The sequence below is a fragment of the Pseudomonas sp. fls2-241-R2A-110 genome (assembly GCF_030209165.1).
Taxonomy (GTDB): Bacteria; Pseudomonadota; Gammaproteobacteria; order Pseudomonadales; family Pseudomonadaceae; genus Aquipseudomonas.
This window is the reverse complement of record NZ_JARVSN010000003.1, coordinates 150,384-164,713: the sequence shown is the minus strand read 5'-3', so window position 1 is coordinate 164,713 and position 14,330 is coordinate 150,384. Positions and strand designations below refer to the sequence as shown.

The 14,330-nt window shown below is 58.3% G+C and carries 13 protein-coding genes and 2 pseudogenes; 3 read left to right on the top strand and 12 right to left on the bottom strand.

The genetic code is table 11. The features are described from left to right. Positions 1 to 38: 38 nt before the first annotated feature. From QRN31_RS02020 to QRN31_RS31510, 4 genes and pseudogenes are all read right to left on the bottom strand, one after another. Positions 39 to 473: a YqaA family protein gene (locus QRN31_RS02020; RefSeq protein WP_285429868.1), complete on the bottom strand. Its 435-nt coding sequence runs from the start codon at positions 471 to 473 to the stop codon at positions 39 to 41. Beyond that, entirely contained in the window at positions 473 to 919 is a 447-nt protein-coding gene (locus QRN31_RS02015; RefSeq protein ID WP_285429865.1) for a DUF411 domain-containing protein, read from the bottom strand. Before QRN31_RS02015 ends, QRN31_RS02020 begins: the two co-directional genes overlap by 1 nt. Before the next feature lie 209 nt (positions 920 to 1,128). Then, positions 1,129 to 1,656 (bottom strand): annotated as a pseudogene (locus tag QRN31_RS31515) (methyl-accepting chemotaxis protein); the annotation flags it as partial. A gap of 336 nt (positions 1,657 to 1,992) precedes the next feature. After that, positions 1,993 to 3,120, bottom strand: a pseudogene (locus tag QRN31_RS31510) (HAMP domain-containing protein); the annotation flags it as partial. 390 nt (positions 3,121 to 3,510) lie between these two features. Here QRN31_RS31510 and QRN31_RS02005 point away from each other — a divergent pair. Next, a complete protein-coding gene (locus QRN31_RS02005) occupies positions 3,511 to 4,041 on the top strand; it encodes a hypothetical protein (protein WP_285429863.1) in 531 nt (176 codons plus the stop codon). A gap of 43 nt (positions 4,042 to 4,084) precedes the next feature. On the opposite strand, the gene QRN31_RS02000 is transcribed toward QRN31_RS02005, so the two are convergent. Beyond that, positions 4,085 to 5,080 carry an aldo/keto reductase gene (locus tag QRN31_RS02000; RefSeq protein WP_285429862.1) on the bottom strand — a complete coding sequence of 332 codons (996 nt, stop codon included), beginning with the start codon at positions 5,078 to 5,080 and terminating at the stop codon, positions 4,085 to 4,087. A 118-nt stretch (positions 5,081 to 5,198) separates the two neighbouring features. Between QRN31_RS02000 and QRN31_RS01995 the strand changes: the two genes are divergently transcribed. Beyond that, positions 5,199 to 6,125 (top strand): LysR family transcriptional regulator, encoded by a 927-nt coding sequence (locus QRN31_RS01995; RefSeq protein WP_285429861.1) that lies wholly within the window; start codon positions 5,199 to 5,201, stop codon positions 6,123 to 6,125. Here QRN31_RS01995 and QRN31_RS01990 read toward each other — a convergent pair. The 6 genes from QRN31_RS01990 to QRN31_RS01965 form a co-directional block, all read right to left on the bottom strand. Continuing rightward, the gene (locus QRN31_RS01990) at positions 6,114 to 7,049 is read right to left on the bottom strand and encodes a GNAT family N-acetyltransferase (protein WP_285429859.1); all 936 of its coding nucleotides are present in this window, start codon (positions 7,047 to 7,049) and stop codon (positions 6,114 to 6,116) included. The genes QRN31_RS01995 and QRN31_RS01990 overlap by 12 nt on opposite strands. Further along, positions 7,049 to 8,338: an AMP-binding protein gene (locus QRN31_RS01985; protein WP_285429857.1), complete on the bottom strand. Its 1,290-nt coding sequence runs from the start codon at positions 8,336 to 8,338 to the stop codon at positions 7,049 to 7,051. The genes QRN31_RS01990 and QRN31_RS01985 overlap by 1 nt, the downstream gene beginning before the upstream one ends. A gap of 53 nt (positions 8,339 to 8,391) precedes the next feature. Further along, entirely contained in the window at positions 8,392 to 10,794 is a 2,403-nt protein-coding gene (locus QRN31_RS01980) for an acyl-CoA reductase (RefSeq protein WP_285429855.1), read from the bottom strand. A gap of 1 nt (position 10,795) precedes the next feature. Further along, positions 10,796 to 11,926 carry a LuxE/PaaK family acyltransferase gene (locus tag QRN31_RS01975; RefSeq protein WP_285429853.1) on the bottom strand — a complete coding sequence of 377 codons (1,131 nt, stop codon included), beginning with the start codon at positions 11,924 to 11,926 and terminating at the stop codon, positions 10,796 to 10,798. A gap of 21 nt (positions 11,927 to 11,947) precedes the next feature. Next, positions 11,948 to 13,189, bottom strand: a complete 1,242-nt coding sequence (locus QRN31_RS01970) for an MFS transporter (RefSeq protein ID WP_285429852.1) — start codon at positions 13,187 to 13,189, stop codon at positions 11,948 to 11,950. 264 nt (positions 13,190 to 13,453) lie between these two features. Beyond that, the gene (locus QRN31_RS01965; protein ID WP_165557409.1) at positions 13,454 to 13,591 is read right to left on the bottom strand and encodes a hypothetical protein; all 138 of its coding nucleotides are present in this window, start codon (positions 13,589 to 13,591) and stop codon (positions 13,454 to 13,456) included. Positions 13,592 to 13,748: 157 nt separating this feature from the next. On the opposite strand from QRN31_RS01965, the gene QRN31_RS01960 reads away from it, so the two are divergent. Next, on the top strand, positions 13,749 to 13,937 hold the full coding sequence (locus QRN31_RS01960) for a hypothetical protein (RefSeq protein ID WP_008024801.1): 189 nt from the start codon (positions 13,749 to 13,751) through the stop codon (positions 13,935 to 13,937). 17 nt (positions 13,938 to 13,954) lie between these two features. On the opposite strand, the gene QRN31_RS01955 is transcribed toward QRN31_RS01960, so the two are convergent. Further along, positions 13,955 to 14,326 carry a fe2+ zn2+ uptake regulation protein gene (locus QRN31_RS01955; protein ID WP_285429849.1) on the bottom strand — a complete coding sequence of 124 codons (372 nt, stop codon included), beginning with the start codon at positions 14,324 to 14,326 and terminating at the stop codon, positions 13,955 to 13,957. Positions 14,327 to 14,330: the final 4 nt, after the last annotated feature.

Below are 14,330 nucleotides of genomic sequence, written 5' to 3'. Positions count from 1 at the left end.
GGCGACATTAAGCACTGGCATTCCGCGCTCGTGATCGTTCAACCGATCCAGCCCAGTGTGGCCAGCGCGAGCACACCGTAACGCGCGCCCTTGGCGAGGGTGACGATCAACAGGAATCGCCCGAATGGTTCGCGCATCACGCCGGCCACCAGCGTCAGGGGATCGCCGATGATCGGCACCCAGCTCAGCAACAATGACCAATGGCCGTAGCGTTGATAATGCTGTCGGGCTTTTTCAAGATGGCGCGGGCTGACCGGAAACCAGCGCCGGTGGCGAAACCGCTCAATGCCGCGTCCCAGCCACCAATTGACCACCGAGCCGAGAACGTTGCCCAGCGTCGCGACGGCCAGCAACGACCACAGCCAGTATTGACCATTGAGCAGCAGCCCGACGAGCAGCGCTTCGGACTGCAATGGCAACAACGTGGCGGCGCCGAATGCCGCGAAGAACAGCCCGATGTAAGCGCCGGACATCAATGGGCGGGGTAGTCCGCCACCACGACATCGGTGCCATCCTTTTTCAGGCCGATGACTTGATAGGCATCGCTCATGCCATCCATTTCCATCCCGGGCGAACCCATTGGCATGCCAGGCGCGGCAACACCCAGCAAATCATCGCGTTTGCTCAAGGCCAGCACCTGATCAGCCGGCACATGGCCTTCGACGAACTTGCCATTGATCAGAGCGGTGTGACAGGACCCCAGGCGCGGTGGCACGCCGTGTTGTTGCTTGAAATGGCTCATGTCTGATTCGACGTGATCTTCGACCTTGAAGCCATTGGCTTCGAGGTGGCTGATCCATTTTTTGCAGCAACCGCAATTGGCATCGCGGTGGACTTCGATAGGGATCAGCTCGGCGGCCTGGGCCAGGGAGGAGATGAACAGGGCGCTCAGGGCGACCAGACGCAGGTGGTTTCGCATGGGGGATCTCGTCTCCGATGGCGGTCAAAAAGAGGCATTTTGAACACTTTAGCCATTAAAACGGAGCGAGATTGTTTCGAAGTAATTCGGAAACGCTGCAGTACCCCCTGTGAGAGCGAGCTTGCTCGCGAATGCGGTGTGTCAGGCAACATTAATGTCAAATGACACACCGCTTTCGCGAGCAAGCCCGCTCCCACAGGTTCGAATCATCAGCGAACCTTGAACCGGCCCATGATCGAGCTGACGCGCGCATTGGCTTCCAGCAGTTGGTGCGTATTGAGCTCGCTGGCCTGGCCGCTTTTGACCAGTTCATCGACCATGTGACGGATCTGCACCATGCTGCGATTGATCTCCTCCGTGACCGCGCTTTGCTGCTCGGCGGCCGTGGCGATCTGGGTGCTCAGGCTGTTGATGTGGCTGACCGAGCCGGCCATTTCATCCAGGCCCGAGTTGACCCGCGCCGTCGCATCGGCGGCGGACTGACAACTGGCCTGGGTGTTCTCCATGGCGCTGACCGAGGAACTCACGCCTTGAGTCAGGCGCTTGAGCATTTCATTGATTTCCGAGGTGCTGGCCTGAGTACGGGCGGCGAGGGCGCGTACTTCATCGGCCACCACCGCGAAGCCGCGGCCTTGCTCACCGGCCCGGGCCGCTTCGATAGCCGCGTTGAGTGCCAGCAAGTTGGTCTGGCCGGCAATGGCGCCAATCACCCCGAGAATCTCGGTGATGCGTTGCGCGTCCTGTTGCATGCTTTCGACTTTGTGCGTGGCGCTGGCGACTTCGTCAATCAACGCGATGACGCTGTTGGACGCCTCGCCGACCACTACCCGCGAACGGTCGGCGTTTTCATTGGCGCGCTGGGTGAACGCGGCGGTTTCAGCCGCGTTCTGCGCGACGCTTTCGGCGGTCGAGCTCATCTCGGTGATCGCGGTGACGGTCTGGTCGGTCTCCGAGGCATGACGCACCAGAATCTGACTGGTGTGGGCGGAGGTGCGCTGCAGGTTGTCCAGACTGGACGCCATGGCGCCGGTGGCCTGGGTGACTTCGCCGATCATGTTCTGCAAGTAGATGATGAACGCGTTGACCGAATGGCCAATGGCGCCCAGTTCATCTTCGGCACGGATGGTGATGCGTTTGGTCAGGTCGGCGTCGCCAGCGGACAGCGCGTCGATGTTGGCCTTGAGGGTTTTCATGCGCTGGATCAGTTGGCGAATCGCATAGATCTGCAGCAGCACCAGCAGAATCACCATCGGAATTTGCAGCAGGCTCAAGGTGCTGAGCACGTCATCGCGCTGGGCGGTAATCAGTTTGGTTGGCAGGGCGGTAGCGAGGAACCACGGCGTGCCTTCGATCGGCCGCATGAAAAAGGTGCTGGCCTCGCCGTTGTTGTCGAATTCGACCCGCTGCGCTTGATCACGGTTTTGCAGGCCTGCCTTCACTTGGCTGGCGAAGGGCGAGTTGCCGGCCAGCTCACTGATGTTCTTCAGCACAATCGGCCCGCTGATCCGCGAGCTGTTGCTGATGATCTTGCCATCGGCTTCGACGATCAGCATTTCTGCGCCGAGGTCTTTTTCCTTGCGTGCGATCAGGTCATTGAAGAAGCCCAGGGTCACGTCGATGGTCGACACACCGTACGCGGCGCCATTTTTCTGAATGGCCATGGCGCAGTTGGTGCGCGGCTCGGCGCTGGCGTCATCTTTATAGGCGGCAGCCCAGGCACATTGGCCGCGCGGCGTTTGCATGCCGCCCTTGTACCAGCTCTGGTCGTAATAGTTGGGGGCGGCGTCGCTGTTCCAGAAGGTGTTGACAGCCAACTTGCCCGAAGCATCGCGGTGCCAGAAGGTGCTGAATTTGTTGCGCCCGGCCTCACGCTGGCCAGGCAATGGCCAGATCCCGCCGCCAAAGACTTTCAACTCACCGTACTGATCAACCAGGCCCGGCAACACCGTATCGATCGCCGCACTGTCGAGCAGGGGAATGGTCTGGGTGATGCTGCGCTGTTGCGCCTGCACCTTGTTCAATTCGCCCTGGATTTGCTCGGCGACTTCGGCAATGCGGTTGAGGGCCACCTGTTCTTCAGTGTGGCGAAGTTTCGGGGCGACCAACTGGCTGATGCCGACGACTGTCAGCACGGACAGCAGAAGGATGAACAGGACCAGAAACAGGGTGTAGCGAGCCTGGATGGTGCGGAATGCGGGCATGGGACCGGTCCTTGTGCAGCGTTCTTATTGTGGTTTTCGCTTTGAAAATAGGCGCTTCGTAGGGGCTATCGGCCTGCTGATGGTGAGCTTTAGGTACGAACGTGCAAGAAGGAGGGGAGGTGACGGACGGTGCGTGTCTGGCGGGTATCGATCTTGATACAAATAAACTAACCAAGACGTACAAACTGCGGAATTAGTTGGCTATGCCAATTTCCTTAAGTTGGCATAGACCAATGAAACAGGGCCGTTTCGGCTTTGTATCTGAATTGTACGAGAATTGTAAAAAACACAAATACTTGTAGGTGTGGCTAGTTGCCAGCCTGATACTCGCCTGCACTAAAAGGTGGTTAAACAAGGAGTTTTTATGGTCACGCAGTCGGGAGTTCGTTCATGACTATCGGCTTAACCGGGGGCTGGACGGCCAAGGCAGGATTGCTGGTTCAGAACACGGGCGGCGGCAAAGTTGTCACGCAAAGCGCCCGAGTCAGGGAAATGCTGGCGCTGGTGGGCAATAATCCAAACGTGCTGAATACGGCGAAAATGGATGAGCTGAAAATCCACCGAAACGTAAAAGGTTTCGACCCGGAAAATGTATCGTCCAGACAATTGGGCAATCTCAGTGCCTTCCTGAGAGATAGAGGGCTGATTTCTGACATTACAGCGATGACGCTGATGAATGCCGGTGACAAGTTCGACCGCTTCGGCGTGCAGAGTGACCCGGATGCCAAGTTTAATGCCCTGGCGTATTTCGCCACGCAACTCGACACCATCCAGAGCAACAGTCTCAAGGGCGACAAGTACGCTGCCGGGTTGATCCCGGAATACAAGAAGGCCATCTACGTCCTGCAAAACCTGCAAACTTACGGCAAGGGCAACGGTACGACAGTGCCGACTGACAAAGGCGTCAAAGGCAAGGCCTGACGCTGCACTGGCCCACTCGGGTTACGGGTGGGCCAGATCGCAGTTAGCGGTCGAGCAACTTCATGACTTCCTCGGGATAACGCAAGCCTGCGGTGGCATGTGCGGGAAATATCGCTTCCAGCGCGTGCAACTCGTCAGGGCTTAACTTGACGTCCAGTGCGGCGACGTTTTCTTCAAGGTATTTACGCTGCTTGGTCCCTGGAATCGGGATCAGGTAGTCACCCTGCGCCAACACCCATGCCAACGCCAGCTGCCCGGCGGTCACGCCTTTGTCTGCGGCAAGGGCTTGCACCTGCCGCACCAGCAGCAGATTTTTGGCGAAATTTTCCCCTTGAAAGCGTGGGCTGAAGCGACGGTAATCGTCAGCGGCAAAGTCGTCCGGACTTTTCAGTGCCCCGGTCAAAAAGCCACGCCCCAACGGGCTGTAAGGGACAAAAGCAATGCCCAGGCGCTGACACGCGGCCAGGCAACCGTTTTCTTCCTGGTCGCGGCTCCACAGCGAATATTCACTTTGCAGTGCGCTGATCGGATGCACCTTGTGGGCGCGCTCCAGCGTGGTCGCCGACGCTTCGCTCAGCCCCAGATAACGCACCTTGCCAGCCTTCACCAGTTCGGCCATCGCCCCGACGGTTTCCTCGATGGCCACCTGTGGATCGATCCGGTGTTGGTAATACAAATCCAGGGTTTCAACACCCAGACGCTTCAACGTGCCGTCGATTGCTGCGCGAATGTACTCCGGCCGGCCATTGACGCCGCGTGCATCGGGGTTCGACGGATCGCGGACGATCCCGAACTTGCTGGCCAGAAATACCTGGTCGCGTTTGCCGACAATGGCTTTGCCAATCAACGTTTCGTTGGTGTGCGGGCCATACATGTCGGCGGTGTCGAGCAGGTTGATGCCCAGCTCCAGCGCACGGTGCAAGGTGGCGATGGCTTCGCGGGTGTCGACGCCGGTGGTGTAGAAATCGGTCATGCCCATGCAGCCCAACCCGATAGCGGAGACTTGCGGACCGTTTTTGCCTAATTGACGTGTTTGCATGAAATCAACTCCCTGTGGTGAAGACCCCTAGTGTTGACCTCGACAGAACCAAGATAAACCGGCTAAAACTGCTATCACTATTCGTAATTTCTAAATAAACAGCAGGATCGCCAGAGCAATGGATCGTTTTAACGCCATGCGCGTCTTTACCCGAATCGTCGAGTTGGGCGGTTTCGCCAAAGCGGCGGACAGCCTGCAATTACCCCGTGCCTCCGTCACTGTCCTGATCAAACAGCTTGAAGCTCATCTTGGCGTGCAACTGCTGCAACGCACCACGCGGCACATCAGCCTGACCCTCGATGGCGCGGCTTATTACCCCCGGTGCGTTCGCTTGCTGGCGGATCTGGAAGAGACCGAAGCGGTGTTCAGCGCGGCCCGTCACAATCCCAAAGGGTTGCTGCGCATCGACATGCCGTCCGGGATCGGGCGACTGTTGGTGATTCCGGCCTTGCCGCAATTTACCCGCCGCTATCCGTTGATCGAGTTGGACATCGGCTTGAATGATCGGCCCGTCGACCTGATTCGCGAGGGCGTCGATTGCGTGCTTCGCGGCGGTTCGGCGCTGGACGATTCACTGGTGGCCCGGCCGCTGGTGATGCTGGATCAGGTCACCTGCGCCAGCCCCGACTACGTGCAACGCCACGGCGCGCCACGCACTTTGGCGGAGCTTGAGGGGCATCAAATGGTCGAGTACTTCTCCAGTACGACTGGCAAGCGATTCGGGCTGGAGTTCATGGTCGATGATCAGGTCCAGGTAATTGACCTGCCCCGACACGTGTCGGTGAACAGCTCCGATGGCTACCTGGCGGCGTGTGAAGCGGGATATGGCCTGGTGCAGGCACCTTACTACCACGTCGCGCGTCAGTTGAAGGAAGGGCGATTGTGCGAAGTGCTTGAAGCGGTGCCGCCACCGGGAATGCCGTTGACGGCGTTGTATCCACCACACCGCCAGTTGTCACGGCGGGTGAGGGTGTTTGTCGACTGGTTGATAGAGCTTTGCGCACAGCCGGGTAATGACTTTCATCGAAAAGCCTCAGGCCGCTGAACGAGCGCTGCGCAGAGGTTGAGCGTTGCGTTGCAAGTCGTTGTGCAACTGTTGCATGTGAGGGCAATGCAGGCTCAGGGATCGAGGCTGCGCGCCGCGATGAAACAGGGCAAACCATCCATGGCTCCCGGGCGTGGGCGTCAGCCCGGTGAAGGCGAATCCGAGCATCGTCAAACTGTGCAAGGCTTCGGCAAAGTGCGCCGACAACTCGACCCTTGCCGAGATCAGCCAATGGCCGGGCAACTGCCGGATTTGCTCCAGCAAACGTTTATTCAAACGCTGGATGACGATTTCGAAGCGGTGATGATGCTGCGTGATCTGCAACGGTAGCGAAGACAGCGATGGCACATCGGCCTGCGTTCCGAACACCGAACACAAATGCTCCATGAAACCTCTGCAGCTCTCTGGCCATGCAATGTCTGGAAGCGGTCGAGTGTGCCCTTCGGCCAGGTAACAGCCCATCACGATCGTTTCCGCGAGCGGCTCGGCGAAGGGCGAGGGGACGTAATCGGGTAGCACTCCGGTGCTCTGGAAACCGATGGTGGCCGCCATGCGCTGGGTGTAAGGATGGTGAGTGACTTGCTTGATCACGACACTCGTTGACCCCAGCGTACCTGCCTGCTCCAGCAGTTCTCGCGACAGGCGGGTCGCGATGCTTTGCCCCTGCGCGGCGGGATGCACCACGCTGAGGGCCAGTTCCGTGGTGCCAGAAGGCAGGTCATGACACAGCGCCGCGTGCCCTAGCAGGTGATGATCGTCTACCGCCAGCATGGATATCCAGCGACCATTGGCATTGTGCTGGCTGATCATGTTCGGCAGGTAAACATCCGGCTGGACATAGAGATCGCCGTAGACCTCACGAAACAAATGGCTCACGGCCCGAGCGTCCGAGGAATGAAAGCGACGAAAAATCAGCCCGGTCATCACGCGGACTCCGGAGATGGGGTGTCATAGGTGCGCAAATCCAGCACACGCATCTGTTTGCCGGAGCGAGGGTGAAGCTTCAACTCCGTAACGGCGCAAGACAGGACTCGCAACTCCAGCAGGCCCTCTCGCGTCAGGTGCTCGATGGCGGGGTAGTGGGCCACGAGCGCTTCGTGTAACGCGCTGGATACCGCAACGGTGTTCACGTCCTGATCGCAAGGCACCCACTTCACGCTCACGATGTCCTTGAACCCCAGCTGCTCGATCCGTAATTGCCATTGGTCGCTGCCGGCTACAGTGCGGACCATGTGCAGCACTTCGTCGATCAGCAACGAAAACATCCCCACCCGAACCCGTTGGCTGTGGGCGCTACGTCCCTTGAGGGCAAATTTTCGCATGGGCGTGGCGCTGGGCTCTCGCCAGCAAGCAAGATCTCCCACCGGATAACGCAGCAGCGGCATGAGCCGACGGGTGAGGTTGGTCACCACCAGCATCCCGGTTCGGTCACATTCCTCGATGACTTCGCCGGTCAGCTCATCGACGATCTCAAGTACTGTCTGTGGTTCAAACATCCGGTGTTCGCCGAGCGCGCAATCACGGCTGGTCGCACCGATGAGACCCGCATCGACGCTGGCATAGCCGATGGAAGAAATGCGCACGTTGGGCAGAACCTCGCGCAGCAGGTCCAACTGCGATGCAAACAGGCTTTCGCCACCGTACAGCAAGGTGTCGACCCTAGGCAGAACTCGCTTTTGCTCCTTCAGGTAGGCGGCGAGTTGCAGCAGCTGCGCGGGTACTCCGACGAGCACGTTGATTCGGTGTCGGTCAATCGCATCGGCCAGAACGTCCATGCCGACCTGACCGGTAAAGGGAAACTCGCAGATCGAGCGTTTGACGTGCGCCAGTGCGTCATGGATGAACACAAAACTGGCATACAGATCACCGCAAAAGAACAGGTTGGCGATTCTGTCGCCGTTTTTCAGTTGACAGGAAACACTGTCACCGAAAGTACTGACCAGTGTTTGCCATTCACTAACGGTATACACCGACAACTTGCCATCACTGGTCGATCCGCCCGTTTTAAATACGACACCGTCGCTGACTTCAGCCGTCAGCACTGGCCAGCGATCCAGATCGCTACTGTCAGCCCAATAGTTGGCCACAGAAGTCAGCGGAAGATCTTTTAATGTCAGGGTTTCAGGTGGTACGTGTTGCAGGTGTTCCCGATAAAAGTTTGAATGTTTGCGTAGGTAAGGCACGAGTTGTTCAAGCGAGTAAGTTGATTTCACAAGGTTATTTTCCTGCCAGGCGTTCACGGTTATAAGTGTTGGCAATATTATTTTTATATTCTTTTATCAATGACCAGAGGCGTTTTGCCGCTGTGATTATTTCGTGCAAATCCGGATTCGGCGCACTGTTGAACTTCCACGGTTAACAGCTTTGCGTTCACGGCATTGGCAACGGGGGCGTGGGTCAAAAGTTGATCCAGTGCGCTGCTGGTCGTCGAGTTCGTTAACACCAGCATCCGCTCCCTGCCATCGGGGGCATGATCCAGTACGATTTGAACAGGCCCGCCGACGGCGTCCTGAAGCGCCGACGGTGAAACGAACTCGGTGCCAACTCGCAGCAGCTTGCCGTGGCGTTGCAGCAATTCGAATCGCGGTGAATCGAGCCCGCAAGGGCAGGCGCCGGGTATCCAGCGACCGGTGTCGCCCACCTCGTATCGGCGCACTGCCTGGCCCTGACGTGCTCTTGATGTGAACAACAAACGGCCGATTCCGGTGGCCTCAACCGGCAGATCCTCTTCGAGATGGACGATTTCCAGATGCTGCGTATCGCACATCAAATGAAACACGCCGTCCGCCGTTGCCGAGCAGGCATGCCCCAGCGGGCCGGCGTCGACCGAGCCATAGATCGCGGAGCGGACCAGCGAGACGCCGCAGCTTTCCATCAGGCGTATCGTTGCTTCTCCCGGATGTTCGCCGCCAAGGAACACTTTGGTGATACCGGCGTACTGGCGAAGAAGGGTTTGCTCGTTGAAAAACAGGCGGTGCAGCGTACTTGGCATGCCGATCAGCACGGACACGCGATGGTCCACGATCATCCGGGCAATTTCGCTGAAATCATCGTTGTGTGGCGCCCCCATGGGCAGGTGCGTTACGCCCATCTGTTCCAGCACTTTGGTGAAGCTCGAGAAGCCGCCATACAGGCCACCTCCATAAAACAGGTTCATCACCCGATCCGTCGAGGGATCAAGGCCAGCGGCGAACATGCCGTCTGCCGCGGCGCGCATTTGCCGCTCAAAGTCGCGATAGCTGAACCCGGACAGTGCCGGTGTGCCGCTGCTGCCCCCAGAGCGGAAATATAACTGTGCGGTGGCGCTCATCGGCTGGGTCATGAACGCGTTTTTGTCCATGATCGGGTCATGACCCGCAGCAGGGGCTGCAGGCGGCGCGTCGAGCGTCCCCCGACCACGTACCGCTTGCGCCGGCAGGCTCACCGAGAGACGGCGACTCAAGCGCGACAGGGCATAGACGCCGTCATGGGGTTCTCCGGGATAACCGTCGTGAATCAGCTCGCACGGTGCAATTCGCGTGACGCCGGCGTTGACCAGCGTGCGCGCCAGCCCAGGCGTTTGAGCCGCCGAGCAGATCAATGCACAGCTTTGCAGGACCGTGCGCCATGGCAAAAGCGTCTCGGCGAGCAGCTCCTGCGGCACGGGTTTGAGCAGCAATGTACGAAACAATGGCGACGGCGCGAGCGTTTGATGGTGATCCCAGATAATCCGCCACCCGGGACCGGCCCAGACCTGACCCGCCTGATTCGCAAAACAATGATCGAGTCGTGCCATGGCGACGCGGGTGGTGATCTCCGAAGCCTCTTGATCGGTAGGCGCCAGTGCCGGCCACCGTGAGGCTCGACGTGTGAACGACTCGGCCAGGCGTTCGCCCAGGTCCCGCAGGACAGCTGGATCGTTGCTGTCCACCAGTAACCATTGCGGGCTGGAACACGCTTGCTGGTCCAGGCTGCACACTTGATCCACCAGCGCATCGAGCGCCGACGGGTCGGCGGCTTCTGGCGTCAGGTAGGCAAAACTGATCTTGTGCCCCCAATCGATCCAGCGACATCCTGCCGGCAGGTGCTGGCGGATCGCTTTAAGGGCATTGACCCCGCCCCACGCGGCCACGCCATCGGCTTGCACGCAGAGTCGAGGAATCTGATCTGTGCTGACCGGCAGCACCGCGATGAAGTCGGCGAGCTTGCCGCTGGCGTCGCACTGCACAAGCGCTGCCAACAAGCGTGCGGTCAGGCCTTCATCGCTGGAACTGGGACGAAGCCAATTGATGTTGCCGGCCAGCAGGCTTTCGAGCACGGCACAAAACGCTAACATCGGCGCATTGCCGGGTGTCACGTGCACCACCAGTCCCAGAGGGTGCCAACTTTCAAAGCAGGCTTGCTGGTAGTCGATGCGGCGCAGCGAACGCGGTTGTACGCCCAGTTCGCGCTCGATTTTTGTGTGCAGAGTGCTGCGTGAACAGAAGTCGATGAGCCCTTGGCGTTGGTCGTCGTCCAGGGGCAGGTCGAGTCGGCGAGCGTGCAGTTGCAGGCTGAAACGAGCGGCGGCCTCGATGACGATTTCGCTGTCGACGGGTGCGTTCAGTAGATGCGGCAACTGTTCGTGAAGCTGTTCCAGCGCGGTCTCGAGGGTCACATCATCGCGTAATTGGCCATTGATCAAATACATGTCATACCCCTCCCAACAATTCTGATGCCGCCATCGCACAGCTTCGGCTGGCGGTGGTGCCGGCACGTCCATGCAGTTCGAACCAATCGGTTGCAAGGCCACACCCGCAGGCAGTGCCGGGGTGCAGCGTCGCCAGGTCGCCCATCACCACGGCATGTGCCGGGCTGGACGAAATGTAGGGCGACACGAACTCAAGCAAACCGGGCCGGCCATAGGGTTGAACTGTGAAGTCGGATGGATTGCGCACGAAGACCTTCGAGTACACCGGGACATGGAAATGCTGGTGGGCACATTGGATATAGGGCACTGCATGCTCGACGGCGCCATAGCCGTCGCGACAGCGAGACAGGTCAATGCCCAACTGGCGATTGATCCGTCCATACAATTGCGCCAGGGGAATCTCCTGCGCCGCCTGGGTTTTCCAGCCGCCGCCGAGAAAAACCAGGGATTGATCCGGCAACTGCAGATCCGCGACATCGGTGTCTTCCATGTGCTGCAACGCATGGGAAAGAAATGCCGGGAAGCCGAGAATGCGCACCGGCAAACCTTCTTCGGCAAATTCTTGCAATGCGCGAACCACTCCGAACACGTCGAACTCATGACCCGTGCCGGTCAGGCGCAATCCGTAGGCGACGCGGTTGACCGGCGCATAACGACACAAAAACTGATCGGTGTAGGCTGTGCCCAGGGTGATCGCAGCCTTGGGCTCGTAACTCAGGAGCAAGTAATTGCAGGGGCTGTCAGGGGTGTCCCAACCGTAATGGCGAAAAATATGACTCACCATCCCTTGCGCCGCGGCCATGCTGCGCGAGTCGTAACGCATTCGACTCTTCTGGCCACTGGTGCCCGATGACGTCAGTTCCAGCGCGCCTTCGCCCGTGGGCCCGAACAACAAGTGACGCTTGAAGAAATTGGCGAAGATCGGTGGCAATCTCGACCAGTCGTCCAGCGTCTCCAGGTCTTGCGTTCCGAGGCCATTGGCGTTCAACCAGCGTTCATAGCCGGGCGTGTGCTGGCAATGATAGAGGCTGATTTCCCTCATGGCCTGATCGAACAAGCCTTCGGGCACGGCCTCCAGGCAATAGGGTTGCGCTAACGCGCAAAGCGCATCGGTATGGGGTAAATGGATCATTGAGAAACCTATGGTGTTGTGTCAGACAGCAGGCACGGAGTGAGGGCTGCGCAGAAACAGTCGCAAGGGCAGCAGGCACATAAGCCCTGCGATGCCGGCCATGAGCGCGAAGGACTCGTGATTGTCACCGGCGCCAGCGGCTGCGATCAGCGATCCGCCGCCACCCATGACGGCGATCGACAGCATGCCGATCATGGCCGAAACCAGCCCCTTGCTGTCCTCGCTTGTAAACAGCGCAAGGCGATACAGCGCGGCATTGCTCATGCCAAGGCCGATGGCGTAGAGACTCAGGCAGATGATCAGCAAGGGTGTAGAGGCCGTGCTGAAACTGATGACGATCAAGGCGATGAGTCCGGCGCAAAACGGCCAGAGCGCGTAGCGGATCAGTTGTGGCAGTTCCGTGTGGGCAATCAATCGGTTGAGAATCAAATTACCGATGATGACGGCAGCAAATACCGGGATTTGCCAAAGGCCGTACTGCAAGGGTGTAAGGCCCTGATTGTGGATCAGCAAGAGCGGCGCCAGGCCGATCCAGGCAATCAATGGCAGGCTCATGACACCCAGTGCGACAGTGGCGCTCAGGAAGCGCGGGTTGGTGAGCAACGCCGCATAGCGCCGCATCGTGCCACCCCATTGAAATGGCACGGCCGCCAGCCGCTGACCGTCCTGGCGCACGGTCCCCACGGTTTCCGGCATGAACACATACAGCCCGAGCCAGACCACCACTGCGCCGATACCCAGCAGTAAAAACAGTTCTCTCCAGGAGAACCACTCCAGCAGCAGACTGCCAAGTAGCGGTCCCAGCAGCGGAGAAAGGAGCGCAATGTTTCCCAGCAACGCCATGATTTTTACCGCATCGACTTCGCTGAACACTTCCTGCAAGGCGGGATAGCTGACGGCGATGACAAATCCCAAACCGAGACCCTGAATCAATCGCAGGCCATTGAAGGCATAGATATGTTGCACGTTGAAGGCTGCTGCACTGGCGATGGCGAAGACCGCACAACCGATCAGCAAGAGTTTGCGTCGTCCGAAATGATCCGACAGCGGACCGATAAGCCATTGCAGAAGAATGCCGCCTGCCAGATAAAGATTGAAGGCATGGGGAACATGACTTGCACTGGCATCAAGATCTTGGGTGACGGTTAACATCGCGGGCATAATCAGGTCGCTGGCCATATAGGTCAGCAGTTCGAACAGTGTTATTGCAAGGCAAAAACCGAGCAGGTGGAAAGAACTGATGTGTATTAAAGGTTTGTGCATGACATTCCGGCTTTGTTGCTCACGGTTTAATAACGAGTTTGAAACGAGGCGCGCAGATTAAACGTCACAGATGGACAGTTCCAATCAACTATTGAGACTTAATGCTTCAATAATGTTCGTTATGTTTCGAGGAACAACAAGTGGCGGGAATAAAGTGTATTTGCGTGTAGGAAAAATGCCCGCAACAGGCGGGCATTTTTTAGTGAGGTGAGGAATTGGAAATAAACGAATAACTGTTAATGAATGATCCTTCCCGGCCCAACGTTACCGGTGTTGGTAATAACCGGGGCCGCCCCGGTCGTAATGGTGATCGCCGTGCCAGCCGCCGTGGGGGAAAACGATGCAGCCGCTAAGGGTCAGGAGAGCGAGAAGGGGAATCAGCAGTGTGATTCGACGAAACATTTTTAAATCCTCATGGTTATCGCCGTCATGAAGCCAAAACTCTTCATCGGCTGTAACATGAGACCCCGCTTGTAGCGTTCCATCCCCGCGAAAAGGTAGGCGCTTGGTATGCTTTCGGATACAAACCGGATACATTTTTCAGATTCAGGAACTCGCAATGACTCAGTCGCAACGTTTGAAATATTCGATTCTGATCTCCCTGGTGGTGCTGGGGATCATGTTCGGCCTTTCGTATCTGCAAAACGCAGGCGTCATCAGCGAGAAGCTGTTTCAGTACATCGCCATCGGTGTGGCGGTGATCGTGGTGGTCATCAATGGCGTGATGCGCCGCAAGGTCAAGCCTTGAGCGACGCCTTGGGCTGATTATTCGCCGCGAAGCATGGCTGCAGCGTGCGGATGCAGGCTGTAGCTCTTGTCCGGATTGAGAATGATCACGCCTTCGCTGCACAAGCGTTTCAACACTTCGCGCACGCTGAGAAAGGACAGGGGAATATCCAGGTCCAGCAAATATCCGTGCACGCCTCGTACTCCCAGGCTGCGCTCGCTTTCGGCGGCGGTCAGCAAGGCGTCGATGACTTTCAGGCGAATCAGGCTGGTTCGCAGGCCAAAGCTCTTGAGCAGCAATCTGATCCGCTCATTGCCATTGCGTTCGCCCCGTTGACTGAACATGCCGGAGCCCGCGCAAGCGTCTGTTGGCGCAAGGTTACCGTCCGTTGGCAGTTGCGAGTTGTACATGCAA

Bases quoted from the DNA above. Each gene is read 5' to 3' on its own strand.
- QRN31_RS02020 (WP_285429868.1), bottom strand. From the start codon at position 473: ATGTCCGGCGCTTACATCGGGCTGTTCTTCGCGGCATTCGGCGCCGCC.
- QRN31_RS02015 (WP_285429865.1), bottom strand. From the start codon at position 919: ATGCGAAACCACCTGCGTCTGGTCGCCCTGAGCGCCCTGTTCATCTCC.
- QRN31_RS02005 (WP_285429863.1), top strand. From the start codon at position 3,511: ATGACTATCGGCTTAACCGGGGGCTGGACGGCCAAGGCAGGATTGCTG.
- QRN31_RS02000 (WP_285429862.1), bottom strand. From the start codon at position 5,080: ATGCAAACACGTCAATTAGGCAAAAACGGTCCGCAAGTCTCCGCTATC.
- QRN31_RS01995 (WP_285429861.1), top strand. From the start codon at position 5,199: ATGGATCGTTTTAACGCCATGCGCGTCTTTACCCGAATCGTCGAGTTG.
- QRN31_RS01990 (WP_285429859.1), bottom strand. From the start codon at position 7,049: ATGACCGGGCTGATTTTTCGTCGCTTTCATTCCTCGGACGCTCGGGCC.
- QRN31_RS01980 (WP_285429855.1), bottom strand. From the start codon at position 10,794: ATGTATTTGATCAATGGCCAATTACGCGATGATGTGACCCTCGAGACC.
- QRN31_RS01975 (WP_285429853.1), bottom strand. From the start codon at position 11,926: ATGATCCATTTACCCCATACCGATGCGCTTTGCGCGTTAGCGCAACCC.
- QRN31_RS01970 (WP_285429852.1), bottom strand. From the start codon at position 13,189: ATGCACAAACCTTTAATACACATCAGTTCTTTCCACCTGCTCGGTTTT.
- QRN31_RS01965 (WP_165557409.1), bottom strand. From the start codon at position 13,591: ATGTTTCGTCGAATCACACTGCTGATTCCCCTTCTCGCTCTCCTGACC.
- QRN31_RS01960 (WP_008024801.1), top strand. From the start codon at position 13,749: ATGACTCAGTCGCAACGTTTGAAATATTCGATTCTGATCTCCCTGGTG.
- QRN31_RS01955 (WP_285429849.1), bottom strand. From the start codon at position 14,326: ATGTACAACTCGCAACTGCCAACGGACGGTAACCTTGCGCCAACAGAC.